Below are 25,585 nucleotides of genomic sequence, written 5' to 3'. Positions count from 1 at the left end.
GTCTTTCAACGAGTACCCCGCAACGCCTTGTCAGGATTGCGGGGCGGGCTCGGCGCTTAGATATTCAATCCGAAGTTCTGTTTGATGCTGTTCAGGCTGTCCATCAGTTCCTGATCAGACGCCAACGGATGTCTGACCGGTTCGCAGCCGTGCTTGAGCGTGAAGTGTTCAATGGCTGCGAGGGCGTTTTTGCGGTGCAGGGTGTCGGACGAAATCGTTGAGCCCTCGAGCGTCCAGGGCTCGTCCCCCAGATACAGCTGTGAATTATCGATGTCGGCAAAAAACCAGAAAGGCGGGTGCATGTTCTGGTTGATGATGGCCAGGGTGTGATCGACGTGTTCAAAGGCGTTGTGATACGTCTCGTCCATCAGGCCGGCGGCTTCCAGGCTGCGTCTGGAATAGTAGGAAAACGCGCCGACGCAATGGCGGTACAAGGGCAGGTTGATGCCATTGCCGTAGTCAATCCTGTACACCGCGTTGGCCTCGCCGGACGGCGTCTTGTTCATCAGACCATGCTGGCTGTAATTGAGGTGCTGAATGCCGGTCAGCGTCGAGGTCAGAATATAAAGCTCGAATACTTCCGGACTTTTTATATAGATGTCGTCTTCGATCAGGAACAGGTGTTCACACCCCGCATCCATCAGTCGCGACAAGGCTCTGTTCTTGGATTTTCCAACGCCGAGGTTGGTTTCGTTGTTGAAGAAGACCTCGCTGTCATACGCGGAAAACTCCGGGTACACCTCGCCGTCATTGATGATGACAACGCAGTCGATGATCTCGGCAGGCAGGGAATCGTAAAGCTTTTTCAGCAGCGCAGGACGGTTGTAGGTGATGATTCCGCAGCCAACCTTTTGACCATTGATCATGGTGATCCTCTGTTCTCTCGGGCGTTAGCGTGATTGTTGTTGATTGGCGTCGCAGCGTGGCGGGCAGTTCAAGCCCGCGCTGACGTAAATCGATGTATGTACGCGGTGGATTGCAATATTTGCGCCAATTGCTGGCACGCCAAAGGCCTGGGGCGGTGCTGGTTAAAGTTTTAGCGGACACCGCCGAAATCGTTGAAAGGCTGTATTCGATATCACGATGAGCGGTGGGTGGGTGATGCTGTTAGCTAAAAAGTACTGCCAGGGGCACGGTATAGAGTTGGGCGCAGCGGCTCACAACGCGTTCAATCTTGCCCATTGCCTGAACGTTGCGCCGTGCAACGGCGTCGATTTTCTGCACCCTCGTGACATGGAAGACTATCAGCAGTACTTCGTCGAGCAGATGAAAGTGTCGGGCGATGTTTCGAAGGTCGACATGCTGGGCGATTTTCAATGCATCCATACGGCAGACTCGTCGGTTGACTATCTGATCAGCTCGCACGTCATCGAGCACGTCCCCAACCTGCTTTCTGCCTACGTCGAATCCTTCCGAGTGCTGAAGAACGGCGGGGTGTTCTTCTGCATCTTTCCCAAGCGCACCGCAGCCAAGACTGATCGGGCGCGTCGTTTGACGACGCTGGCGCAGATGATCGAGGACTATGAAAACAAGGTCGACATGACCACCGTCACTGAAGGCGAGTGGCGCGGTCACTATCAGGTCTTTTCCCTGCAAAGCATGCTCCGTGCGGTCAATTACGTTAACTCGTCAGGCCTGGGGTGCTGGTACATCGAGTGCGTGGAAGAAACCGATTCGAAAGTAGGCAACGGCCACACCGTCGTGCTGCGCAAAGTGGAGGGCCTGTCTGCCGAAAAGTGGCAGGACGTCGGCGACTTCAACACCCAGTTCAACCAATTGTTGATGGTAGGCAAGCTTGAGAACGCGCTGACGCTGACCAAGATCATGCTGTCATTCAATTTTTTCGATGCCACCAGGCTGCATCTCGCCGGCGCCCTGAGTCGTCAATTGGGCAATGTGGCCGAAGGCGTCGAATTCCTGCGTCAGGCCCTTGTGGTCGACCCGGAAAACGAAGACTACCGAAAAGAGTTCATCGAAGTGACCGGGACGCCTTTCCATAACCCGGTTCTCTGACGCGGCAGGCCGACAGCCTGAAGCGGGATGCTTGAAGATTGCAGTCTGAAGGTTGAAGCTTGGCGTTTGCAGCTCAACTGAAAAGGACTGACCCATGACAGGCAATGACCCCCATTCGCAGCAAGAGATGCTGATGGGCATTGATGAAGTGGAGTGTGTAACCCCGGATTTGAATGGTGTGCCGCGCGGCAAGGTGATGACGGCTGAAGGTTTTCTCGAGGGCCGCCGTTTGCAGCTGGCGCGCGGCGTGTTGTTGCAATGCATCATGGGCGGCTATCCGCCGGCGCGCTTTTACGGCAGTGATGACGGCGATCTGGCGCTGATCAGTGATCCACAGCAGCTCCACCGTCTGCCCTGGAGCACGTCGCCGCGTGCCCTGGCCATCTGTGATGCGCAGGACCTTGATGGCCAGCCCTGCATGCTCTCTACCCGTAATCAGCTCAAGGCGGTTATCGCCCGTTACGCTGCGCAGGACCTGGTGCCAGTGGTGGCCACCGAACTCGAGTTTTTTGTCTTCGCGCCCAATCCCGAGCCGCTTTATCCGTTTGAGCCGCCGACAGGGCTGGACGGGCGATGCGAACAGGGGCACTCGGCATTCAGCGTCAGTTCCAACAACGGTTTGCGACCTTTCTTCGCCGAGGTGTACGCCTGCATGGCAGCGTTGGGGCTGCCGCGTGACACCGTGATGCACGAGATGGGGGTCAGCCAGTTCGAGATCAACCTGCTGCATGGCGATCCGCTGCTACTGGCCGATCAGACTTTTCTGTTCAAGCACCTGCTCAAGGAGGTTGCGCTCAAGCACGGGCTCATCGTGGTGTGCATGGCCAAACCGCTCGCGCATACGGCGGGCAGTTCGATGCATATTCATCAGAGCGTGGTGGCAGCAGAGACCGCAATGAACGTCTTCAGTGATGCGCAGGGTGAGCCGACCGACACGTTTCGTCATTTCATTGCTGGCCAGCAAGCCTGCATGGCGGACTTCACCGCGCTGTTCGCGCCCAATGTGAATTCCTACCAGCGCCTGTGCCATCCGTATGCGTCGCCCAATAACGCCTGCTGGTCCTACGACAATCGCGCTGCCGGATTACGTATTCCGTCGAGTGCAGCGGCGGCCAGAAGGGTGGAGAATCGCCTGCCGGGCGCTGACGCCAATCCTTATCTGGCCATCGCTGCAAGTTTGGCGGCCGGGCTGCATGGCATCGAGCAACGACTGGAACCGACGCCGCCGTTGCAGGGCGAACTGGAGGTGCCGGAAGAATTGTCGTTGCCGTGTACCTTGCACGCTGCTCTGGAGCGTCTGAAAAGCAGTCAGTTGGCCAAGGAACTGTTTGGTCATGAATTCATCGAAGGCTACATCGCGTCGAAGGCCCTGGAACTGACCAGTTTTCTTGACGAGATAACCCCCTGGGAACGGCGCGTGCTGGCTGCTCAGGTTTAAGAATCGCAGTGTCGGGCTCGCCCAGTCGGGCGACTCCCTATTTTTGGAAAGTTGATGCGCCAAATCTGGAAGTCCTTTCGAGCGCTTTATTTTGCCTCGTTGATGATGTTGATCGGCTCGGGTCTGCTGAGCACTTATCTGGCCCTGCGCCTGGCCGCCGATCAGGTTGACAGCCTGTGGGTTGGTGCGTTGATGGCTGCCAACTATTTCGGTCTGGTACTGGGCGGCAAGATCGGTCACCGCCTGATCGGCCGTGTCGGGCATATTCGCGCCTACGCCACCTGTGCCGGCATCGTCGGTGCGGCAGTGCTCGGGCATGGCCTGATCAGCTGGTTACCCGCCTGGCTGGTGCTGAGGGTGATCGTCGGTCTGGGCATGATGTGCCAATACATGGTCATCGAGAGCTGGCTGAACGAGCAGGCGGCCGCCAAACAGCGCGGCATGGTCTTCAGCGGTTACATGATTGCATCCTATCTGGGGCTAGTGCTGGGTCAGCTAGTGCTGGTGGTGCACCCGCAACTGGGGCCTGAGCTGCTGATGCTGGTAGCGCTGTGTTTCGCACTGTGCCTGGTGCCGGTCGCCATGACCCGCGCGATTCACCCGGCACCGCTGCATCCGGCGCCACTGGAGCCGCGCTTCTTCATGAAGCGTGTGCCGCAGTCGCTGACGGCGGTACTGGGCGCCGGTCTGATCATCGGTTCGTTCTATGGTCTGGCACCGGTCTACGCCGCCGAGCAGGGGCTGTCCACCGAGCAGGTCGGTCTGTTCATGGGCTGCTGCATTCTGGCCGGGTTTCTGGTGCAGTGGCCGTTGGGCCTGCTGTCCGACCGCTATGACCGTTCCGTGCTGATGCGCATCTTTGCCGCGGCACTGGTGGTGGCGTCATTACCGCTGGCGGTGTTTCCCAGCGTGCCCGTCGAGGTGCTATTCGGTGTCGGTTTTCTGGCTTCGCTGATGCAATTCTGCCTCTATCCGCTGGCAGTGGCCTTCGCCAATGACCACGTCGAGGCCGAGCGCCGAGTGTCGCTGACGGCCATGTTGCTCATGACCTACGGCATCGGCGCCAGTATCGGTCCGCTGGCTGCGGGTGTGGTGATGAAGCTGTTTGGCGGGCACATGCTGTATGCGTTCGTGTGTGGCGCTGGTGTGATTCTGGTACTGCTGATCAGGCCAAAGGCGGTCACTCACCTGCACCAGGTCGAAAACGCACCGCTGCACCACGTTGCGATGCCGGACAGTATGTCCAGTTCGCCACTGGTGGTTGCACTTGACCCGCGTGTCGACGAGCAGGTGGTTCAGGAACAGATGCAGGCAACCGTTGAGCCAGAGCCGGATTCCGAGGTCGTGTCCGAAGCAGAGGTCGATACGGAAAGCGAGGTTCTGGTTCAGGCCGAGCCGGCTGCCGAGGCGGAAACGGCTGAAGCCGATGAGCATGAACGCGAGCGTGAAAGCGAGACCTGGAAGGCCTGACGAGTAGCGCAGGGCAGTGCACGATTGCGGCAGCAATGCCGCAATCGTTGGGCGATTCAGCTGAATGTCAGAAGTCGTCGTCTTTGTCGAAGCGTCGTGCTTCGCGCTGTAACTGATAGACGAAACGTTCGACCTGACGCTGCACCAGCCCACTCATGTTGTGGAAGCGCACGCCGGCAAAGGTAGTGTTGATTCTTTCTTCGAAATGCAGATGGCGTAACTCGACGGGCGCTGTCATGGCGCCGAAAGGCAGCTTGGCAACGAAACGCTCGTATACCTGGCCCAATTGCATGCGATCAGACACGTCGCCCTCGAAGCGCAATTTGCAACCGGTGGCAGAAATGTCCAGCAGCTTGCCGGCCAGCGTGAATTTCAGGCGGTCACCGCCAATTTCGACATCGACCAGCTGCGCCAGCTTCAGCGCGGCGCGGAAGGCGTTGCGGCGCTGGTGATAAACCACTTCCTCAGGCATCGGGCCACGGTACATGCGTTGACCGTCGGTGCTGAGGATGTCCATCTGCGCAGTACTTTCCCAGGCAATCCGCACGCCGTCGTGAAAGCCTTCGACACGGAAGGACTCGCCGTTGCTCAGAAAGCGTTCACCATCGCGGGGGATCATTTCGTCGAGAGCCATGACATTGTTGTCACGGTCGACTTCAAGCAGATAACTCTGAAAGCGCTGGGGACGCTCATGAAAGGTAATGATCAGAGGATCATGACTCTCGAGTAGCAGCCGCAGGTTAGCGGCAATTTCCAAAGGTGTATTGAGAACCTTCGGGGGCTGCGGAGCATCGTCCGCGCTTGAGCCATTCACGTTCTTGAATCTCCAGGCAAAATACTACGGCAACGCAACAGCAGGCATTCTGCCACTATGCACGATACCTTGATACAGGAAGTTACGCCTGACTCAGAGGGCGTGGTTTTGCTCTAAGCGCAGTCGACCCGCGACTGTCATAGAGTGTAGGCGTATCGCCACCGTTCAAGATGCGAAGCTGGTGAGCGGTACTGACCTGTTGCATCTGGATCAGACTACCATTGCGCTCGTTGAGCGTCTGGCATTCATTGATCAACGTATTCAGTTCGTCGGCGGCCAGCAGCAATTGCTCACCGATATCCGACTGGCTGGCCAGTTGCTGGAGACCACTGCGATTGGCTGGCAGCCCCATGCCCGCAAGCACCTGGCTACGTTTGCGACCATGCTGGTCGAGAAGAATGACCAGCGCCTGTTTCTGCGCCAGCACCTGCTCCATCTCGCCCATGTCGCGGCCGTGAAGAATCAGTGATTCGGCCTGCAACAACTCTAGAAGCTGTCGGGCCGAAACCATGTCGTCAGTGATCATCTGCAGCAAAGTAGTGTCTTGCATCGCATGCTCTGGTTTTTAAGCGTCCAGAATATCCAGCGCCAGCCTTCGCTTAGCGTTGGGTTTCGAAATTCAACAGTTTGCTGGCGACACGGTTGCTGTCCACTGTGTAACTACCGTCGGCGATGGCCTGTTTGAGCTCGGCAACGCGAGCACTGTTGACGGTTGGCAGATCGGTCAGCTTGTCCGTGATTTTCTGCAACTGTTGAGCCTCACTGCTCAAGGAAAAAGTTTCCCCGGTGCTTTTGACACCTGCGGTGACGGCAGGGGCTGGGGCATCGGTTTTGGCGGTGTCTTTACTGGCGCTGGTGCGTGAAGCACCGGCAACAGACTGTGAGTTGTTAAGGCGACTGAAATCTATGACCATGATTGAAAAAACCTCTGGGTGTTTGGACGCTTGCCTTGTTTTCGGCCAACCCCCATCAAACTTTAGGCTGATTGTGAGAAAGCTTCCCAATAGACGACATTTGCCGTCGGGCATTCCCCGCAGTCTAAAAAAAACACACCCTTCGCGCCACCATCAATGCACTACATAGCGACTTCCACCTGCCCTGGGCCGGTGACACTTGCTTTGATCACCCGCTGGGAATTGAGGTTTTTCACCCGTATCTGTTCGTTGAAGCCTCCATCGGACATCGCTTCGCCGGGCATGCGCACCGCCAGCGAGCCGCTGCGGGCGATGATCACCACCTGATCGCCCTTGTGAACCATTTGTGGCTGCTCAAGCGCCACCGGGGTAATGACCTGGTCGATGACCATCTGTCGGACAACCTTCTGACCGACCGCCTGATCCAGCGACGCCAGGAAACCCTGACCCAGGCTGCTGACATCCCGCTCGCGCATCGCGACGTCTTCTTCGGTGACGATCGCGTCACGCTTGAGCGGGCGCATCACGGTAACGACGTTGCGATACAGCAGCACCTGGGCGGGCACAAACACCGTCCAGGGCGAAGAACCTTCGCAGCGTACCCGCACGGTAACCCGGCCAACCGGGCGCGGGCTTTCCAGTGTGGCTGTCAAATCCTTGTCGCAGGCACCCATCCTTAAACGCGGGTCGAGTTGCTTGACCTGTATCTCATGACGCCCGTCAATCTGGTTGGTTGCCAAATAGTCTTCTACTGTGAACTCAAGAAACCCTTGGGTGACGCCGATAAGCTGCTCAGGCAGTGTGAAATTCTCGGCACGAGCGAGGGTCACCGTGCTGGAAAGGCACAGCAGGGCGATTGCGCACAGAAGCCTGCGGGTTTCTAATGCGAGGTGTCGAGAAATTGTCGTCTTTGCGTTCATGAAGTAATAAATAGCAAAGCCCGTGCCGCTTGTTGATCTGGTGTCTGGGCGGCGGTCATTTTGTAAGGGGGTTCGGCATGGCAGGTGTAATGGATTCGGTAAACCAGCGAACTCAGCTGGTGGGTCAGAATCGCCTGGAGCTGCTCTTGTTCCGTCTCGACGGCAAGCAGCTCTATGGGATCAACGTCTTCAAGGTAAAAGAAGTACTGCAATGCCCGAAACTCACCATCATGCCCAAATCGAGCAAGATCGTTCGGGGCGTGGCCAATATTCGTGGCGGCACGATCCCGATCATGGATCTGGCAATGGCGACAGGTTCCACGGGGATGATTTCGCTGGTTAACTCCTTCGTCATCATTACCGAGTACAACACCAAGGTTCAGGGCTTTCTGGTGCATTCTGTCGAACGCATCGTCAACATGAACTGGGAAGAGATTCATCCACCACCCAAGGGCACCGGGCGCGATCATTACCTGACCGCCGTTACCCGGGTTGATAACCAGCTGGTGGAAATCATCGACGTCGAGAAAATTCTCGCCGAAGTGGCGCCAGTGTCCGAAGAGATCTCGGTCGGTGTCATTGACGCCGAGGTTCAGCACAAGGCTGTCTCCCTGCGCGTGCTGACGGTCGACGACTCGTCGGTGGCCCGCAAGCAGGTGAGCCGCTGCCTGGAAACCGTCGGGGTGGAAGTCGTAGCGCTCAACGATGGTCGTCAGGCGCTGGATTACCTGCTCAAGATGGTCGCAGAAGGCAAAAAACCTGAAGAAGAGTTCCTGATGATGATCTCCGACATTGAAATGCCGGAGATGGATGGCTATACCCTTACCGCAGCAATACGTAATGATCCACGCATGCAGAAGATGCACATCACTTTGCATACCTCGCTGTCAGGGGTATTCAACCAGGCGATGGTCAAGAAAGTCGGCGCGGATGATTTTCTCGCGAAATTCCGGCCTGATGATCTGGCGGCCAGGGTCGTTGCGCGGATCAAGGCAGCAGAATAACCAGCCGGGGGCGTCGTCCCCGGTGATTCACATGATTTGAGAGGCGGCACTTTGTCTACGGGTAATTTGGATTTTGATCAGTTCCGGGTATTTCTGGAAAAAGCCTGTGGCATCCTGCTTGGGGAAAACAAGCAGTACCTGGTGTCCAGCCGCCTCAACAAATTGATGGAGCAGCAAAGCATCAAGTCGCTTGGCGAGTTGGTCCAGCGCATTCAGACCCAGCCGCGCAGTGGTTTGCGCGAGCAGGTGGTCGATGCGATGACCACCAACGAAACCCTGTGGTTTCGCGATACCTATCCGTTCGAAGTGCTGAAGAACAAGGTGCTGCCCGAGCAGATCAAGGCCAGCCCTGGTCAGCGACTGCGCATCTGGTCGGCCGCCTGTTCGTCGGGTCAGGAACCGTATTCGCTGTCGATGTCCATCGATGAGTTCGAGCGAGCCAATCAGGGGCAGCTCAAATCGGGCGTACAGATCGTCGCAACCGATCTGTCGGGCTTGATGCTCAATAACTGCAAGACCGGCGAGTACGACAGTCTGGCCATCGGCCGCGGCCTGTCGCCGGATCGTCTGCAGCGCTTTTTTGACGTAAAAAGCCCGGGCCGCTGGGTGGTCAAGGCGCCGATCAAGAGTCGCGTGGAGTTCCGCTCGTTCAACCTGCTCGACAGCTACGCCTCGCTGGGCAAGTTCGACATCGTTTTCTGCCGTAACGTATTGATCTACTTCTCGGCCGAAGTGAAGAAAGACATCCTGCTGCGTATCCACGGCACGCTCAAGCCAGGCGGCTATCTGTTTCTGGGGGCTTCCGAAGCGCTCAATGGTTTGCCGGATCACTACCAGATGGTTCAGTGCAGCCCCGGGATCATCTATAAGGCCAAGTGACGACCTGTCAGTTGCCTGTCATGAAAAAAGAGACCTTCGGGTCTCTTTTTTTGTGCGCGGCCGAAAACAGCTCTGATCGTCTGCCCATCGGTTTCATGTTTGCGTACTGCTGCCGCTCACCAGTTTTGCAAAAGCGTTGGCGGCGGCGCTCTGGTAGCCGTTTTTACGCCGCAGCAGTGCGACAGTCCGCCCAGGCAGGGCAGGGATGGTCTGAACTTCGCGCAATCCAGGCTGCTCGCGAACGATGGCATCGGGAAGAATGGTCGCCATGCGACCCTGGGCGACGACCTTGAGCAAAATGGCAATTGAGTTCGCTTCCAAGCCGACCGTCGGCTTGAAGTTGTGCATCTGGCACCAGGCATCCAGCAACTGGCGAGTGGCGAATCCGGGGGCGAGCAAGGCAAAGCGAAGTGTTTGCAGGTCCTCAAGTGTCAATGCGGCCTGCTTTTCGGGGCCAGGCTTGGCCATGACCAGGCACAGTTGTTCATCGAACAGAGCCTGGCTGTCTATCTCGACAGCATGACTGCCGGCAAAACCGATGGCCAGATCGAGCGCGTCACTGATCAATGCCTCGGTAATCTGCTCCAGAGGCAGCTCCGTGAGGATGATTGCCACTCCCGGATACAGCGCACTGAAGCGGTCGATCAGCGGTGCTATCAGGTATTCACTGAAGGTGGGCGTGACGCCGAGGCGCAATTGTCCGCGTGACAGATCGCTGACATCGTTGAGCGCACGCTTCCCGGCCTCCAGCTCAAGCAGGCAGCGACGCGCGTGGTCCAGATACACGCGGCCGGCATCGGTCGGCACGACACTGCGGCGGGTGCGGTCGAACAGCTGCACACCCAGACTGCTTTCCAGTTGCCTGATCTGCTGCGACAACGCCGGTTGCGAGACATGCAGGGCCTCGGCTGCCCGGGTGAAATTGCCATGGTCGGCGACTGCCAGCAAATAACGTATATGGCGTAACAGCACAGCATCACCATAAGTCAGGATTATGGTGATGATCATAAATCAGTCTTGGATCTTATGGTGATAGTCGTCGATGCTGTGATTGACGTGAATTCATTCCGGAGGGTTACCTATGCCGCACAGCAATATTTCCAGAGCGCCGCGCCAGCATCTGACTGAACGTGTGTTGCAGGCCAAGACTGCAAAGAACCTGACCTGGGCGGGGCTCGCAGAAGGTACGGGGTTGAGCGTAGTGTATGTCACCGCTGCGTTGCTCGGTCAGCACCCTTTGCCGGAAGCGGTGGCCGAGGTAGTCGCCGAGCGTCTCGGGCTGGACCGGGACGCAGTCGCCGAACTGCAAACCATCCCGATGCGCGGCAATGTCGAAGACGTCTCAAGCGACCCGACGATCTACCGCTTCCATGAAATGGTTCAGGTCTACGGCACAACGCTGAAAGCACTGGTGCATGAGCAGTTCGGCGACGGCATCATCAGCGCAATCAATTTCAAGCTCGACATCAAGAAAGTCGACGATCCGGAAGGGGGCGAGCGAGCCGTGATCACCCTCGATGGAAAATTCCTGCCCTACAAACCGTTCTGAGGACGCCGAGATGAGTGATAAAGGAAGACCGCCATTGCCACCCTTCACCCTGGAGACTGCAGTCCAGAAAGTCCGTGGCGCCGAGGATGGCTGGAATTCGCGCGATGCGGCGAAAGTCGCGCTGGCCTACACCGAAGACACCTACTGGCGTAACCGCAGCGAGTTCATCAATGGCCGCGCAGAGGCTCAGGCCTTTCTGGAACGCAAGTGGCGCAAGGAACTGGACTACCGGCTGATCAAGGAGCTCTGGGCATTCACGGATAACCGCATCGCCGTGCGTTATGCCTATGAATGGCATGACGACTCCGGCAACTGGTTCCGTTCGTATGGCAATGAAAACTGGGAGTTCGCTGCAAACGGCCTCATGCAACGGCGCTTTGCCTGCATCAACGATTTGCCGATCGCCGAGTCCGAGCGCAAATACCATTGGCCATTGGGGCGCCGACCGGATGATCACCCGGGTTTGAGTGAGCTGGGTCTCTGATCAATCGTCAAAGGGACCTTCGGGTCTCTTTTTATTGGGTGTCTGATTGAGGCAATGATTAAGGGCCGCCATTGCGAAGCGGCAATCCGGTACTGGCAAAAAAACGGCACCCACCTTGCCGCTTTACCCCTCCACAGCGGAAATGCCTTGCCGCTTTTCTGGCATTGCCGCCTCGCCGCCGCCTGCAGACCCTGCAAACATTGGCTTTTACAACATGGCACGCCGATTGCTTTGTCAGTAACAACAGAATCAGGTCAACCGGCAAAGGTTTCCCGAAATGAGCATCAGCTTCGATAAAGCGCTAGGCATACATGAAAAGGCCCTCAACTTCCGGGCTCAGCGGGCAGAGGTGTTGGCCAACAACATTTCCAACGCCGACACCCCGAACTTCAAGGCCCGTGATCTGGAGTTTTCTTCGGTGCTGGCTGCCGAAACCGACAAGGCCCAGAACGGTCACTTCGCGCTGAACAAGACCAACAGCCGCCATATCGAAGCCGAGGGCATGGGCAATGACGACGGGACGCTGATGTATCGCACGCCGTCGCAGCCTTCGCTGGACCAGAACACCGTTGATTCCCAGGTCGAGCAGGCCAGCTACACCGAGAACGCCATGGGCTTTCAGGCCAGCTTCACACTGCTCAACAGCAAGTTCAAGGGGCTGGTTGCAGCCCTTCGCGGAGAATAATTCATGTCACTAGCCAATGTGTTCAACATTGCCGGTAGCGCCATGAGTGCCCAGACCACGCGTCTGAACACCACGGCCAGTAACATCGCCAACGCCGAGACCGTGTCTTCGAGCATGGACCAGACCTATCGCGCCCGTCACCCGGTGTTCGCCACCGTGATGCAGGGCCAGCAGTCCACAGGTGGTTCGCTGTTCCAGGACCAGGGCGAAGCCGGGCAGGGCGTTCAGGTCAACGGCATCATCGAAGACAGCTCGAACCTGGAAGCACGTTACGAGCCCAATCATCCTTCCGCTGACAAGGACGGGTATGTCTATTACCCCAACGTCAATGTCGTGGAAGAAATGGCCGACATGATTTCTGCCAGCCGGTCTTTCCAGACCAACGCAGAAATCATGAACACCGCTAAATCCATGATGCAGAAGGTTCTGACCCTCGGTCAGTGATAGAAGGCGAAAGTTATGGCCGTTGATAACACCTCAGCAACCAGCGTCTCATCGACGTTTCTGAATACGCTGCAGAACCCGACACCGACCAAGACGGACTCTACCGGCACGCTGGGCAAGGATTCGTTCCTGCAACTGCTGGTCACGCAGATGAAGAACCAGAATCCTCTGGACCCGCAGGACAACACGCAGTTCGTGGCGCAACTGGCGCAGTTCAGCAGCCTTGAAAGCATGCAGAACCTGACGTCGACGGTGGACACGATCGCCAGCAGCTACAAGTCGTCGCAGGCCTTGCAGGCCTCGTCACTGGTCGGTCGCTCGGTGATCATCGATGCGAGCAGTACCTCGGTCGATACCACCAAAGGCCTGACCGGGTCGATCGTGGTGCCGAGCGAGAGCTCGCTAACGACTGTCAAGGTGTACGACGCGCAATCGAATCTGGTCGACAGTGTCGACCTGGGCACGCAAAAAGCCGGTACTACCAGCTTTGCCTGGGACGGTACGGACTCAAGCGGTACCCAGCTGCCATCGGGCACTTACAGCTTCAAGGCTGAAGGCTCGGTCGAAGGCAAGAACACACAGTTTTCAACTTACCTGCCCGCCACGGTCAACAGTGTCACGTTGGGTGTCAATGGCGCAGAAACAACGCTTAACCTGGCCAGCGGCAGTGTTGCCCTGTCCAAAGTTCAAACTATCGGATTGTAGAGCCGCTACGGCGCAGGAGTGAAACATGTCTTTCAATATCGGCCTTAGTGGGCTCTATGCTGCAAACAAAAGTCTCGACGTTACCGGTAACAACATTGCCAACGTCGCGACAACCGGTTTCAAATCGTCACGTGCCGAGTTCGCTGATCAATATGCTCAGTCGATTCGCGGTACTTCCGGCAATACCAGTGTCGGCAGTGGCGTGACAACCGCTGCGGTTTCCCAGCAGTTCTCTCAGGGCAGCCTGACCACCGGAACAGCCAACAGTCTGGACCTTGCCATCAATGGCGACGGGTTCTTCATGATGAGCAATAACGGCGAGAAGCTGTATACCCGTGCCGGTGCATTCCACACCGACAAGGAAGGCTACGTCGTCAATAGCAGCAACATGAAGCTGCAGGGTTACAACGTTGACGCCAATGGCGCTGTGGTGACCGGCGCGCTCAGCGATCTGCGTGTGAACGCGTCCAACCTGGACCCCAAGGCGACGACCACGATCACCAACTCCGCCAACCTGAACTCGACGACTGCGTTGCCGACCGTTGCGACGTTCGATGCGACCGATACCAATAGCTACAACGTCAAATACAGCACCCCGACTTACGACACTCAGGGTAATGCTCACACCCTGGATCAGTATTTCGTCAAGACCGGCACCAATACCTGGTCGATGTATTCCCTGATGGACGGGCGCAGCATTTCCGATCCGACGTCCACCGCGCCGGACAAGAATGACCTGACATTCGATTCTTCGGGCAACCTGGTGACCACCGCCGGCGGCGCCGTTCCTACTGACAGTGCCAACATCAAGTTCAACGCTGACGGTACATTCGCCGTGAGCAACTGGGTACCTGGCGTGCAGGTCGGTACTGGCACAACAGCCACCTGGGCAGCCAACGGCGCGACGGGCGCAGCTTCGATCAAGCTGGACATGTCGACCACTACCCAGACCGCTTCGGTATCCGGTCTGCTCAAGCAGGATCAGAATGGCTACGCCACTGGCCAGCTGAGCGGCATGAACGTTGACTCGAGCGGCAATCTGTTCGCCACCTACACCAACGGCAAGTCGCAGGTGATCGGTCAGACTTCGCTGACCAGCTTTGCCAACGTGCAGGGTCTGGCGCAGGCCGGCGGCACCAACTGGCGTGAAACGTTCGCTTCCGGCGTACCGGTGAGCGGCGCTCCACAGTCGGGTACCTTGGGTTACATCACCGGTCAGGCGCTGGAAGAATCCAACGTCGACCTGACCATGGAGCTGGTTAACCTGATCAAGGCGCAGAGCAACTATCAGGCTAACGCCAAGACCATTTCCACCCAAAGCACTATCATGCAGACCACTATTCAGATGACGTAACACGCGTTGTTTGATACGTGTTGAAAGAGCCCCTGTAAAAAGGGGCTTTTTTATGGGTGTCTGCAAAGTATTTTGTTATGTTTTTTTTAGTACTGAAAGTTACGGATGACTCCCGCATCCTACTTGGAAACTTCCTACGCACGATGATGTGAGAATAAAACTCCTCTATGAATTGCCTTTACGGCAAGGGAGTTCTCATGTCATTCAATACAGCGATCAGCGGTATTCATGCTGCCAATAAACGACTGGAAGTAGCGGGTAACAATATTGCCAACGTCGGCACCCTGGGGTTCAAGTCGTCTCGTGCGCAGTTTTCTGCTTTATATGCGTCCGCACAGTTGGGGGCCGGGCAGCACGCTGTTGGGGATGGCGTACGACTTGCTTCGGTGCAGCAGAATTTCAATCAGGGTGAAACGGTGATCAGTTCCGGCAATGCGCTGGATATGCGTATTCAGGGCAACGGTTTTTTCGTGGTCAGTGATCAGGGTTCACTGGCCTATACGCGGGCCGGCGCCTTTTTGAAGGACGCTGCCAACTTTGTCGTCGACAGCGATGGCGGGCGCTTGCAGGGTTACGCCGCAAACGACAAGGGCGAGATTGCCAGTGGTATCCGCACGGACTTGCAGATCGATACGTCCAACGTCGGTGCCAGGGCTACGACCACGGTGGCTGAAACCATCAATCTGGATGCCTCGCTGCCTTCGCTCGCTCGCTTGCCGACCTTTGACCCGGACGACCCCTCGACCTACACACGGGTTGCTACCCGGACCATCCAGGATGTGGGCATCACTCCGGTGCCCGCAGCCAATCATGAGCTCAAGCAGTATTTCGTCAAGACCGAGGCTAATCAGTGGTCGATGTATGTACTGGTGGACGGGCGCAATCCGGTGGATCCCGACAGCGTAACGCCGTTGCAGGTAAGCCTCGAGCTGAAGCCTGACGGTTCTTTGTCGTACAGCGGCAATGATCAGCATCTGCGCAAAGTTTCGGACACCGAGTTTGCCTTGCAGGGTTGGGTGCCTGCCGCGCAGATCAATGGCGCCTGGGCGGCGAATGGCTCCCTGAATGGCGGAGCTGTTTCGTTGCCGTTGAACGACGCCGGGGCCAGTCTGCTCGACCCGGGCGATACGGTCATGCATCGGCCGGTTCCGGACTTCAATCCCGCAGATCTGAACACTTACAGCAGGATGTTTGGTAACCAGATCTTTGACAGTCAGGGCAACACCCATGAGCTGAAACAGTATTTCGTGAAAGACGGCACCAACAGCTGGCGCCTGCACGTGCTGATCGACGATCGAAATCCGCAGAACCCCGGTTCCAGGGCGCCGCTGACGGCGAACATTGTTTTCGATTCCCATGGCGCTGTCGCGTCGTTGACCGGCAGTCCGGGCCTGAGCAGCAACGGCGATCAGCTGAAACTCACGGGCTGGTCGCCGGTGATGGCGGTTGATCCTGGCACCAGTCGCGAGCGCTGGATACCCAACGGGGCGGCTGGCAGTGCTGACGGCATCACCATCGACTTCACCCATCTGCTTCAGCACAACGCTGCCAGTTCGCGCTCCGCCGCATACGTGGATGGCCATTCGGCAGGGGAGTTGAAAAGCCTCGACGTCGGCCGGGACGGCATTCTGCGTGCCGGGTTTACCAATGGCATGACCAAGCCCATCGGTCAGGTGATGCTCGCCAGTTTCGCCAATCCGCATGGCTTGCAGCCGCGTAGCGATACACGCTGGACCGCCACCGCCGATTCCGGAGTGGCTGAATATGATGTGCCGGGCGTCGGTACGCTGGGCAGCATCGTCAGTGGCGCGCTGGAGGGGTCGAACGTCGTGCTGGCCGATGAGCTGATTGCGCTGATCCAGGCCCAGACTGCCTATCAGGCCAACTCCAAGGCGATATCCACCGAAGTGACGCTGATGCAGACGCTGATTCAATCGACCTGATCAGATCGAGCAGTCGGCTTTGATGAAGTGGCCTTTCAAGCGTTTCCAGCCTGGGCCCGGGCTGGCCTGGGCGCAGACGATCCGGCTGTCGCCCTGCCATTTGTAATAGCGGGCGGGAGCGGCCTGGGAGAGCAGGGCAAAGGTCATCAGGCTCGCGCTCGCGATACCGATGATGCACGCACGAAAAGGCATGACGGTTCCCGGTCAGGGTTGCGGTGTCGGCAAGATTATCACTGTCGATCCGGTTCTCGGCGCAGTTCGATGAAGTTTTTTTGGCGGTGTTTCCTGCCTGGCAGGCGGCAGGCGGCAGTCCACCGCCGCTATTGGCTGGCGCTCTGTCCCAAGGCGATCGGCGATCGCCAGTTTTTACTGGCTAATCAGGCATTTGTATCGAGCCTGACAAGTTGGTTCAAAAATTGCTTTAACCCTTTCAGAACAGCTACAGGCGGCAAGCGTCTGTCGGAGGAGGAAGACTGTGGACAAGTTGCTTTACGTCGCAATGAGCGGTGCATCCGAAAACGCGATCGCGCAAAAGGCTCATGCCAACAACCTGGCAAACGTCTCGACCAGCGGTTTCATGCGTGACCTTGAACAGGCCCGCTCGATGCCGGTGTTTGGCGAGGTGATGCCATCGCGCGCCTATGCCATGAGCGAGCGTCCCGGGACCGACTTTTCCGCCGGTGCCATGGTGCAGACCGGTCGTGAGCTGGACATCGCCGTCAAGGGTGATGGCTGGATCGCCGTGCAGACGCCCGACGGCGGTGAAGCCTACACCCGCAGTTCCGGCATGAACATCGACGCCCTAGGCGTGTTGCGCGACGGCAGTGGTTTGCCGGTTATGGGCAACGGCGGTCCTATTGCCGTGCCGCCTCAGCAGCAGATCGAGATCGGCGCCGACGGCACGATCAGCATTCGTTCGCTGGGCGAGAGTCCGCAGGTGATGGCGCAGGTTGACCGCATCAAGCTGGTCAGGCCTGACCTGAAGACCATGGAGAAGGGCCCTGACGGCCTGATCCACACCAAGACCGGCCGGCCTGCCGACGCAGACGCCACCGTTCAGGTCGAGTCCGGCTTTCTGCAGGCGAGCAACGTCAACGCGGTCGAGGAAATGACCTCGGTACTGGCCTTGTCCCGTCAATTCGAATTGCACGTCAAGATGATGAAGACCGCCGAAGAAGACGATCAGTCTATGGCTCGCGTCTTGCAACTTGGCTAATCAATGACAGCTTGCGCCGACAAACCGGCGCTCGAGGAGAACACACATGCTTCCTGCACTATACGTCGCCAAAACCGGCCTTGCCGCTCAGGACACCAACCTGACCACCATCTCCAACAACCTGGCGAACGTCTCGACCACCGGTTTCAAGAGTGACCGTGCCGAGTTCCAGGACCTGCTGTATCAGATCAAACGCCAGCCGGGTGCCCAGTCCACTCAGGACAGCGAACTGCCTTCCGGCCTGCAACTGGGTACCGGTGTGCGCATTGTCGGCACGCAGAAGAACTTCACTGCCGGTAGCCTGCAGACCACCAACAACCCGCTGGACCTGGCGGTCAACGGTCGTGGTTTCTTTCAGGTGACCCAGCCGGACGGCACCATTGCCTACAGCCGTGACGGTACGTTCCACCTCGACGCCAACGGCCAGATCGTGACCGCCAATGGTTATGCCCTCGAGCCTGCGATTGTCGTTCCGCAGAACGCCCAGACCTTCACGGTCGGCCAGGATGGTACTGTTTCCGTCACGCTGGCAGGTGCAACCGCTACGCCGCAGATCATCGGCAACATACAGACTGCAGACTTCATCAACCCGGCCGGTCTGCAGGCTATGGGTGGCAACCTGTACCTGGAAACCGGTTCGAGCGGCGCGCCGCAGATCGGCACTCCTGGCCTTAACGGCCTGGGCCCGACCCTGCAGAACACCCTGGAAAACTCCAACGTCAGCACCGTTGAGGAACTGGTCAACATGATCACTACCCAGCGCGCTTACGAGATGAACTCCAAAGTGATCTCGACCGCTGACCAGATGCTGCAAAACCTGACGCAGAACCTGTAAGTCCTTGATGTCGCTGCTCGTAGAACCGCTCAATCCGATGGGGCGCCTGATAAGCGCCTGTTACACCGCGAGGTTTCAAGTGTCATGAACCGCCTTAGTGTTCCGCGTTTTTCAGTGTTGATCGCTTCATTGTGCGGGATCACCCTGCTGTCCGGCTGTGTTGCGCCGACGGCCAAGCCCAATGACCCTTATTACGCTCCGGTGTTGCCGCGTACGCCCATGTCGGCGGCTGCCAACAATGGCGCCATCTATCAGGCCGGTTTCGAGCAGAATCTGTACGGCGACCGCAAGGCCTTCCGTATTGGCGACATCATCACCATCACGCTTTCCGAGCGTATGGCGGCGAGCAAGGCGGCCACTTCGGCCATGACCAAGGACAGCACCAACAGCATTGGTCTGACCTCGCTGTTCGGTTCGGGTCTGACCACCAACAACCCGATAGGCGGCAACGACCTGAGCCTGAACGCCGGTTACAACGGCGCGCGCACCACCAAGGGTGATGGCAAGGCCGCACAGAGCAACAGTCTGACCGGTTCGGTCACCGTGACGGTTGCGGATGTGCTGCCCAACGGCATTCTGGCGGTGCGTGGCGAAAAGTGGATGACCCTCAACACCGGTGACGAACTGGTGCGGATTGCCGGTCTGGTCCGGGCTGACGACATCGCGACCGACAACACCGTGTCGTCCACCCGTATCGCTGATGCACGTATTACCTATTCGGGGACCGGAGCCTTTGCCGATACCAGCCAGCCAGGCTGGTTCGACCGGTTCTTCCTCAGCCCGTTGTTCCCTTTCTGATAGCGGGATAGACATGATCAAGCTCAAGCAACTGATAGCGGCGACCTTGTTGTTGTCCACAGCGTTCGGCGTCCACGCCGAGCGTCTGAAGGACATCGCGAGCATCTCCGGCGTACGGGCCAACCAGTTGATCGGTTACGGTCTGGTCGTGGGTCTCAACGGTACAGGGGACCAGACCACCCAGACCCCGTTCACCCTGCAGACCTTCAATAACATGCTGTCGCAGTTCGGCATCAAGGTTCCATCCGGTTCGGGCACCGTGCAGTTGAAGAACGTCGCGGCAGTTGCCGTTTATGCAGATCTGCCAGCGTTTGCCAAGCCGGGCCAGACGGTCGATATCACCGTTTCTTCGATCGGTAACTCTAAAAGCCTGCGCGGTGGTGCGTTGTTGATGACACCGATGAAAGGTGTCGACGGCAACGTTTACGCCATCGCTCAGGGCAACCTGGTGGTCGGCGGTTTCGACGCGGAAGGCCGTGACGGTTCGAAGATTACCGTCAACGTCCCGTCGTCGGGACGCATTCCTGGCGGAGCTTCGGTCGAGCGCTCGGTGCCGAGCGGCTTCAATCAGGGCAATACCCTGACCCTGAACCTGAACCGTTCCGACTTCACCACTGCCAAGCGGATTGTCGACAAGATCAACGAATTGCTGGGCCCGGGCGTCGCTCAGGCGTTGGACGGTGGTTCGGTGCGTGTGACCGCGCCGCTTGATCCGGGCCAGCGTGTTGACTACCTGTCGATTCTGGAAAACCTGGAAGTCGATCCGGGCCAGACCGCTGCCAAGGTCATCATCAATTCGCGGACCGGCACCATCGTCATCGGCCAGAACGTCAAGGTGTCGCCTGCTGCCGTTACCCACGGCAGCCTGACCGTGACCATCACCGAAGACCCGATCGTCAGCCAGCCGGGCGCATTGTCCGGTGGTCAGACTGCGGTAGTGCCTCGCTCGCGGGTCAATGCCCAGCAGGAGCTGCACCCGATGTTCAAGTTCGGTCCAGGCACTACGCTGGATGAGATCGTTCGCGCGGTCAATCAGGTGGGCGCTGCGCCCGGTGACCTGATGGCCATTCTCGAAGCCCTTAAGCAGGCCGGCGCGTTGCAAGCCGACCTGATCGTGATCTGAGGATTCGAGCATGGATATGCCCAAGAGCGGAATTTCGTCGGCGGTCGATTCGGGTGCCTATACCGACGTCAACCGTCTGGCGTCGCTGAAGCATGGCGACAAGGACAGTGTGGAAAACCAGAAGAAGGTGGCCCGCGAGTTCGAATCGCTGTTCGTCAGTCAGATGCTCAAGGCCATGCGCTCGGCCAACGAAGTGCTGGCCAAGGACAATCCGATGAACACCCCGGCCACCCGGCAGTATCAGGACATGTATGACCAGCAACTGGCGGTCACGCTGTCCACCCGTGGCAACGGTATCGGCTTGCAGGACGTGCTGATGCGCCAATTGTCGAAAGACAAGGGGATAAACCACGCCGCGCCGGTCAATACGACCGACGCTGCAGCGGCCGCTACTGACGCTGCGCCGGCCAAGACCGGCCTGGCGACCAGTGTCTACCAGCGTCCGTTGTGGGCCACGCGCTCGGCGGCTGCCGATCAGGCGGCGGCTGCGGCATCGGCGTCCGGAGAAGGGCGCAATGACATGGCGATGCTCAACTCGCGCCGTCTGTCCTTGCCCGCCAAGCTCACCGATCGTCTGCTGGCTGGCATCGTGCCGTCCGCCACAACGGCGGTCAGCAACAGTCCGGTACCCGCTCGCGCGACAGCCGGCACTACAGGCAACAACGGCGACTGGACACTCGATCCGAACCTGGCACCCGCGCCGGAGTACGTGCGCTCCATGGCTCAGCCACCGCTGGCACCGGCCAAGCGTGCGTTCAGCAACGCCGATCAGTTCGTCGAAACCATGCTGCCACTGGCCAAGGAAGCCGCAGCGCGTATCGGCGTCGACCCGGTCATGCTGGTGGCGCAGGCGGCACTGGAAACCGGTTGGGGCAAATCGATCATGCGTCAGCAGGACGGCAGCAGCAGTCACAACCTGTTCGGCATCAAGGCGGCAGGCAGCTGGAAGGGTGCCGAAGCGCGCGCGATCACCAGCGAGTTCCGCGACGGCAAGATGGTCAAGGAAACGGCGGATTTCCGTTCCTACGATTCCTACGCCGACAGCTTCCACGACCTGGTCAGTCTGTTGCAGAACAACAGCCGGTATAAAGAAGTGGTCAATTCGGCCGATAAACCGGAACAGTTTGTAAAAGAATTGCAGAAGGCCGGCTACGCCACTGACCCGGACTATGCCAGCAAGATTTCGCAGATTGCGAAGCAGATGAAGAGTTACCAGACTTACGCCGCTGCAGCGGGCTCTTCCACGACTTTATAAGGTTTGACTCATGTCGCTGATTTCAATTGGGCTCTCAGGTATCAATGCCAGCAGTGCCGCGATCAACACCATCGGTAACAACACGGCCAACGTGGACACCGCTGGTTACTCGCGTCAGCAGGTGCTGACCACGGCTTCGGCGCAGATCGCTCTTGGTCAGGGTGTAGGTTACATCGGTACCGGCACCACGCTGTCCGACGTACGTCGCATCTACAACAGCTATCTGGACACCCAATTGCAATCGAGCACCGCCCTCAGCGCGGATGCAGTGGCTTATTCCGGTCAGGCCAGCAAGACCGACACATTGCTGTCCGACAGTGCGACGGGGATCTCCGTGCAGCTGGCGGATTTCTTCACCAAGATGCAGGGCATCGCCACCAGCGCCACGCAGTCGGCAGAACGCTCGTCGTTCCTGACCCAGGCTGGCGCGTTGAGCGCACGCTTCAACTCGGTGTCGTCGCAGTTGTCCACGCAGAACGATAACGTCAACACGCAGCTCAACACCTTCACCAAACAGGTCAACGAGCTGACCACCACGCTGGCGAGCCTGAACAAGCAGATCACACAAGCGTCGGCGGGCAATGCCACACCGAACACCCTGCTTGACTCGCGCAGTGAAGCGGTTCGTCAGCTCAACGAGCTGGTTGGCGTGAAAGTGGTCGAGAACAACGGCAACTTCGACATTTATACCGGCACCGGACAATCGCTGGTCAGTGGCGGCACGTCCTACAAGATGTCGGCCAGCCCGAGCCCGTCCGATCCGTTGCAGTACAACGTGCAGATTGCCTACGGCCAGACCCAGACCGATGTGACCTCGGTGCTTACTGGCGGCTCGATCGGTGGTCTGTTGCGTTATCGCAACGAAGTGCTGGTGCCCGCGACCAATGAACTGGGCCGTACCGCGATGGTGCTGTCCGATCAGGTCAACAGCCAGATGAGCCAGGGTATCGACAGCAAGGGCAACTTCGGTTCGAACCTGTTCTCCAGCATCAACAGTGCGGATGCCATCACCCAGCGCAGCGTCGGCAAAACCACCAACAGTGTCGGCTCCGGCAACCTCAACGTGACGATCGGCGACACCAGCAAGCTGACCGCCAACGATTATGAAGTGACGTTCAGCGACTCATCGAATTTCAGCGTGCGCCGTCTGCCTAATGGCGAGAGCGTGGGTGCCGGTTCGCTGGCTGACAATCCGCCCAAGCAGTTCGATGGCTTCAGTGTGAGCCTCAACGGCAATACGCTGGCAGCCGGTGACAGTTTCAAGGTCATCCCTACCCGTACTGGCGCCTCGGGGATTTCGGTGGTGCTGACCGATGCCAAGGACATTGCAGCTGCCGCGCCGTTGACGGCAACCGCGGGTAGCAGCAACTCCGGCACCGGCGGCTTCACTCAGCCGGTGCTGAACACCAAGTCCGATATCTACGACAGCACCCAGACCGCTGACCTGCGCAATGCGCTCAAAGACTCCACCCCGATGAAACTGGTAATGGGTGCGGTCAGCAGCACCGGCGTGCAGAGTTATACCCTGATCAATGCGAGTGGCGGGGCGGTGCTTGACCAGAATGGCAACGCTGTCAGTGGTTCGATCATTCAAGGTCAGGCCAACACCGTCAAATTGAACGTTGGCTATACCGACACCACGACAACGCCAAGCAGCAAAACCGCTTTTGAACTGCAAATGACCATTTCCGGCTCGCCGGTTGCCAATGACACGTTCAGCATCGGCATGACCGGCGGCGGCTCGTCCGATAACCGCAATGCGTTGGCGGTGGTCGGCCTGCAGACCGCCAAGACTGTCGGCGTCGTCAACGGTGGTGTGGGTACCAGCCTGTCCGGTTCGTATGCAGATACGGTGTCAGTTGTGGGTACGCTGGCGAGCCAGAGCAAGAACGATGTGACCGCCACAGCGGCCGTTGTCAGCCAGGCGAAGTCGTCACGCGATTCGGTCTCGGGTGTATCGCTCGATGAAGAAGCGTCCAACCTGATCAAGTACCAGCAGTACTACACCGCCTCTTCGCAGATCATCAAGGCGGCACAAACCATTTTCAGCACGCTGATCAACAGTCTTTAAGGAATCGTGAGCCATGCGTATCTCGACTACCCAGTTCTTCGAATCCACGAACACCAATTATCAGCGTAACTATTCGAACCTGAACAAGACCAGCGAAGAGGTTTCCAGCGGCATCAAGCTTAATACTGCGGGCGATGATCCGGTGGGTGCGGCGCGCGTACTGCAACTGACCCAGCAGAACTCCATGCTGACCCAGTACGAAACCAATATCGGCACGATCAATACCAACGTTGTGACTACCGAAACGACGCTGACCAGCATCATCGACACGATGCAGGCAGCGCGCGATCAGATCGTCTCGGCGGGCAGTGGCGCCTTTACCGACTCCGACCGTCTCGCCAAGGCGTCGGCGCTCAAGCAGTACCAGAGCCAGATTCTGGGCTTGATGAACAGCCAGGACCCGAATGGTCAGTACATATTTTCCGGTTCCAAAGCTTCGACGCCACCTTATGCGCAGAACGCTGACGGCTCCTACAGCTACAAGGGCGACCAGACCAGCGTCAATCTGGCGGTAGGCGACGGCCTGGTAATGGCCAGCAATACCACAGGTTTCGAGGCCTTCGAGCAGTCGGTCAACACCACCCGAACGTCTGCCACACTGCTTTCGCCTGCAACCGATGACGGCAAGATCGGCCTGAGCAGTGGTCTGGTGACGTCCACTCCGACCTATAACGCCAGCTACCAGGGCGGCGAGCCGTATACGCTGACCTTTCTCAGCGGCACGCAGTTCAAGATCACTGACGCCAGTGGTACTGACGTGAGTTCCGATACCTCGTCTGGCGGCAAGTTTTCCCACGGCTCGTTCGATGCCCAGACGTTTACCTTCCGTGGCGTGGAAATGACCCTCAACGTCAACCTGCCAGCCGCTGACCGGGTCTCGGACGCTACCGCAGATGCGGCGCTGGCCAATCGCAGCTACCAGCTGGCGTCGACACCGGACAGTGTTTCCACCTCGCGCAGCGCCGGCAATACCTCGACGGCGACCGTCAGCAGCTCTGCCGTGGGCAATACCGCTGCGGACCGTACCGCGTTCAACAATACCTTCCCCACAGAAGGCGCAATCCTCAAGTTCACCAGCCCGACCGATTACGACCTGTATGCTGCGCCCTTGACCAGTAGCAGCAAGCCAGTGTCCAGCGGCACCATGAGCGGCTCGACGGCCAACGCCTCCGGGGTGAACTTCAATATCAGCGGCACACCGGCTGCCGGCGATCAGTTCATCGTCGAGTCTGGCACGCATCAGACCGAGAACATTCTCAATACGCTGACAGCGGCGATCAAAGCCCTGTCGACGCCCACCGATGGCAACCTGGTGGCCTCGCAGAATATGACGGCGGCGCTGAACAAGGCGCTGGGCAACATGAGCAGCTCCATCGAACAAGCTTCTACAGCACGTTCCAGTGGCGGTGCGCGTCAGCTGGCGGCAACCGCCCAAGGTACGACCAACGATCTGCTCAAAGGCAACAACACCACTGAGCAAGGCACTTACGTAAACGCCGACATCGTCGAGGCGACCACGCGCCTGACATTGCAGAAAACCATGCTGGACGCTTCTCAGCAGGTGTTTACCATGCTATCCAAGTTGAACCTGTTCAGTCAGCTTTGAGTTCTGACGTTGAGCATCCGCCGTCTTTTTTCAGCGGTGAGGGGGGCCACTCGACTGAAGGGCCC

26 protein-coding genes are annotated in these 25,585 nt (G+C 58.3%); 19 read left to right on the top strand and 7 right to left on the bottom strand.

Annotated elements, in window-relative coordinates; all coding sequences use genetic code 11:
- Positions 1-56: 56 nt before the first annotated feature.
- A complete protein-coding gene (locus tag GE543_RS24645) occupies positions 57-866 on the bottom strand; it encodes a glycosyltransferase family 2 protein (RefSeq protein WP_046237342.1) in 810 nt (269 codons plus the stop codon).
- A 235-nt stretch (positions 867-1,101) separates the two neighbouring features.
- On the opposite strand from GE543_RS24645, the gene GE543_RS24640 reads away from it, so the two are divergent.
- The 3 genes from GE543_RS24640 to GE543_RS24630 all read left to right on the top strand — a co-directional run bounded on the left by GE543_RS24640 (position 1,102) and on the right by GE543_RS24630 (position 4,921).
- Positions 1,102-2,013: a methyltransferase domain-containing protein gene (locus GE543_RS24640; RefSeq protein ID WP_032699188.1), complete on the top strand. Its 912-nt coding sequence runs from the start codon at positions 1,102-1,104 to the stop codon at positions 2,011-2,013.
- Positions 2,014-2,209: 196 nt separating this feature from the next.
- Positions 2,210-3,451, top strand: a complete 1,242-nt coding sequence (locus GE543_RS24635) for a glutamine synthetase family protein (RefSeq protein ID WP_178118668.1) — start codon at positions 2,210-2,212, stop codon at positions 3,449-3,451.
- Between the two features lie 54 nt (positions 3,452-3,505).
- Positions 3,506-4,921, top strand: a complete 1,416-nt coding sequence (locus tag GE543_RS24630) for an MFS transporter (RefSeq protein WP_153222570.1) — start codon at positions 3,506-3,508, stop codon at positions 4,919-4,921.
- Between the two features lie 67 nt (positions 4,922-4,988).
- Here the strand turns inward: GE543_RS24630 and GE543_RS24625 are convergent, their stop codons facing one another.
- From GE543_RS24625 to flgA, 4 genes are all read right to left on the bottom strand, one after another.
- Positions 4,989-5,735 carry a flagellar brake protein gene (locus tag GE543_RS24625; protein ID WP_046269231.1) on the bottom strand — a complete coding sequence of 249 codons (747 nt, stop codon included), beginning with the start codon at positions 5,733-5,735 and terminating at the stop codon, positions 4,989-4,991.
- Positions 5,736-5,817: 82 nt separating this feature from the next.
- On the bottom strand, positions 5,818-6,285 hold the full coding sequence (locus GE543_RS24620) for a flagella synthesis protein FlgN (RefSeq protein WP_003316769.1): 468 nt from the start codon (positions 6,283-6,285) through the stop codon (positions 5,818-5,820).
- Positions 6,286-6,334: 49 nt separating this feature from the next.
- On the bottom strand, positions 6,335-6,649 hold the full coding sequence (flgM, locus tag GE543_RS24615; protein ID WP_003404324.1) for a flagellar biosynthesis anti-sigma factor FlgM: 315 nt from the start codon (positions 6,647-6,649) through the stop codon (positions 6,335-6,337).
- A 161-nt stretch (positions 6,650-6,810) separates the two neighbouring features.
- Positions 6,811-7,569, bottom strand: coding sequence for a flagellar basal body P-ring formation chaperone FlgA (gene flgA, locus GE543_RS24610; RefSeq protein ID WP_003417867.1), 759 nt, complete (start codon positions 7,567-7,569; stop codon positions 6,811-6,813).
- 77 nt (positions 7,570-7,646) lie between these two features.
- On the opposite strand from flgA, the gene GE543_RS24605 reads away from it, so the two are divergent.
- Entirely contained in the window at positions 7,647-8,573 is a 927-nt protein-coding gene (locus GE543_RS24605) for a chemotaxis protein CheV (RefSeq protein WP_003316772.1), read from the top strand.
- A gap of 51 nt (positions 8,574-8,624) precedes the next feature.
- Complete coding sequence (cheR, locus tag GE543_RS24600; RefSeq protein ID WP_003347319.1) at positions 8,625-9,452, top strand: protein-glutamate O-methyltransferase CheR; 828 nt, start codon at positions 8,625-8,627, stop codon at positions 9,450-9,452.
- 93 nt (positions 9,453-9,545) lie between these two features.
- Here cheR and cynR read toward each other — a convergent pair whose 3' ends face one another.
- On the bottom strand, positions 9,546-10,460 hold the full coding sequence (gene cynR / locus GE543_RS24595; protein ID WP_153222569.1) for a transcriptional regulator CynR: 915 nt from the start codon (positions 10,458-10,460) through the stop codon (positions 9,546-9,548).
- A 73-nt stretch (positions 10,461-10,533) separates the two neighbouring features.
- On the opposite strand from cynR, the gene cynS reads away from it, so the two are divergent.
- The 7 genes from cynS to GE543_RS24560 all read left to right on the top strand — a co-directional run bounded on the left by cynS (position 10,534) and on the right by GE543_RS24560 (position 16,616).
- Positions 10,534-11,001, top strand: a complete 468-nt coding sequence (cynS, locus tag GE543_RS24590) for a cyanase (RefSeq protein ID WP_003412468.1) — start codon at positions 10,534-10,536, stop codon at positions 10,999-11,001.
- Between the two features lie 10 nt (positions 11,002-11,011).
- Complete coding sequence (locus tag GE543_RS24585) at positions 11,012-11,485, top strand: nuclear transport factor 2 family protein (protein ID WP_153222568.1); 474 nt, start codon at positions 11,012-11,014, stop codon at positions 11,483-11,485.
- 277 nt (positions 11,486-11,762) lie between these two features.
- Complete coding sequence (gene flgB, locus GE543_RS24580; protein ID WP_003316778.1) at positions 11,763-12,170, top strand: flagellar basal body rod protein FlgB; 408 nt, start codon at positions 11,763-11,765, stop codon at positions 12,168-12,170.
- Between the two features lie 3 nt (positions 12,171-12,173).
- A complete protein-coding gene (flgC, locus tag GE543_RS24575; RefSeq protein ID WP_002554316.1) occupies positions 12,174-12,614 on the top strand; it encodes a flagellar basal body rod protein FlgC in 441 nt (146 codons plus the stop codon).
- A 15-nt stretch (positions 12,615-12,629) separates the two neighbouring features.
- A complete protein-coding gene (gene flgD, locus GE543_RS24570; protein WP_003412461.1) occupies positions 12,630-13,319 on the top strand; it encodes a flagellar hook assembly protein FlgD in 690 nt (229 codons plus the stop codon).
- 25 nt (positions 13,320-13,344) lie between these two features.
- Positions 13,345-14,673 carry a flagellar hook protein FlgE gene (flgE, locus tag GE543_RS24565; RefSeq protein WP_003412459.1) on the top strand — a complete coding sequence of 443 codons (1,329 nt, stop codon included), beginning with the start codon at positions 13,345-13,347 and terminating at the stop codon, positions 14,671-14,673.
- A gap of 197 nt (positions 14,674-14,870) precedes the next feature.
- Entirely contained in the window at positions 14,871-16,616 is a 1,746-nt protein-coding gene (locus GE543_RS24560; RefSeq protein WP_153222567.1) for a flagellar hook-basal body complex protein, read from the top strand.
- On the opposite strand, the gene GE543_RS27190 is transcribed toward GE543_RS24560, so the two are convergent.
- Positions 16,617-16,808 carry a hypothetical protein gene (locus GE543_RS27190; RefSeq protein ID WP_032699181.1) on the bottom strand — a complete coding sequence of 64 codons (192 nt, stop codon included), beginning with the start codon at positions 16,806-16,808 and terminating at the stop codon, positions 16,617-16,619. It lies immediately after the preceding gene.
- Positions 16,809-17,091: 283 nt separating this feature from the next.
- Between GE543_RS27190 and GE543_RS24550 the strand changes: the two genes are divergently transcribed.
- From GE543_RS24550 to GE543_RS24520, 7 genes are all read left to right on the top strand, one after another.
- Positions 17,092-17,832 (top strand): flagellar basal body rod protein FlgF, encoded by a 741-nt coding sequence (locus GE543_RS24550; RefSeq protein ID WP_371927257.1) that lies wholly within the window; start codon positions 17,092-17,094, stop codon positions 17,830-17,832.
- A gap of 46 nt (positions 17,833-17,878) precedes the next feature.
- On the top strand, positions 17,879-18,667 hold the full coding sequence (flgG, locus tag GE543_RS24545) for a flagellar basal-body rod protein FlgG (protein ID WP_003404338.1): 789 nt from the start codon (positions 17,879-17,881) through the stop codon (positions 18,665-18,667).
- An 84-nt stretch (positions 18,668-18,751) separates the two neighbouring features.
- The gene (flgH, locus tag GE543_RS24540; protein ID WP_003370084.1) at positions 18,752-19,465 is read left to right on the top strand and encodes a flagellar basal body L-ring protein FlgH; all 714 of its coding nucleotides are present in this window, start codon (positions 18,752-18,754) and stop codon (positions 19,463-19,465) included.
- Between the two features lie 13 nt (positions 19,466-19,478).
- Positions 19,479-20,588 (top strand): flagellar basal body P-ring protein FlgI, encoded by a 1,110-nt coding sequence (locus tag GE543_RS24535; protein ID WP_003404340.1) that lies wholly within the window; start codon positions 19,479-19,481, stop codon positions 20,586-20,588.
- A gap of 10 nt (positions 20,589-20,598) precedes the next feature.
- Positions 20,599-21,843, top strand: a complete 1,245-nt coding sequence (flgJ, locus tag GE543_RS24530) for a flagellar assembly peptidoglycan hydrolase FlgJ (protein ID WP_153222566.1) — start codon at positions 20,599-20,601, stop codon at positions 21,841-21,843.
- Between the two features lie 10 nt (positions 21,844-21,853).
- Positions 21,854-23,914 carry a flagellar hook-associated protein FlgK gene (gene flgK, locus GE543_RS24525; protein ID WP_003404346.1) on the top strand — a complete coding sequence of 687 codons (2,061 nt, stop codon included), beginning with the start codon at positions 21,854-21,856 and terminating at the stop codon, positions 23,912-23,914.
- A gap of 13 nt (positions 23,915-23,927) precedes the next feature.
- Positions 23,928-25,520 carry a flagellar hook-associated protein 3 gene (locus tag GE543_RS24520; RefSeq protein WP_153222565.1) on the top strand — a complete coding sequence of 531 codons (1,593 nt, stop codon included), beginning with the start codon at positions 23,928-23,930 and terminating at the stop codon, positions 25,518-25,520.
- Positions 25,521-25,585 lie beyond the last annotated feature (65 nt).

It is taken from the genome of Pseudomonas sp. SZ57 (assembly GCF_009495975.1).
GTDB lineage: Bacteria > Pseudomonadota > Gammaproteobacteria > Pseudomonadales > Pseudomonadaceae > Aquipseudomonas > Aquipseudomonas syringae.
Note: the sequence above shows the minus strand (reverse complement) of the source record. Positions and strands in the feature narration are given on the sequence as shown.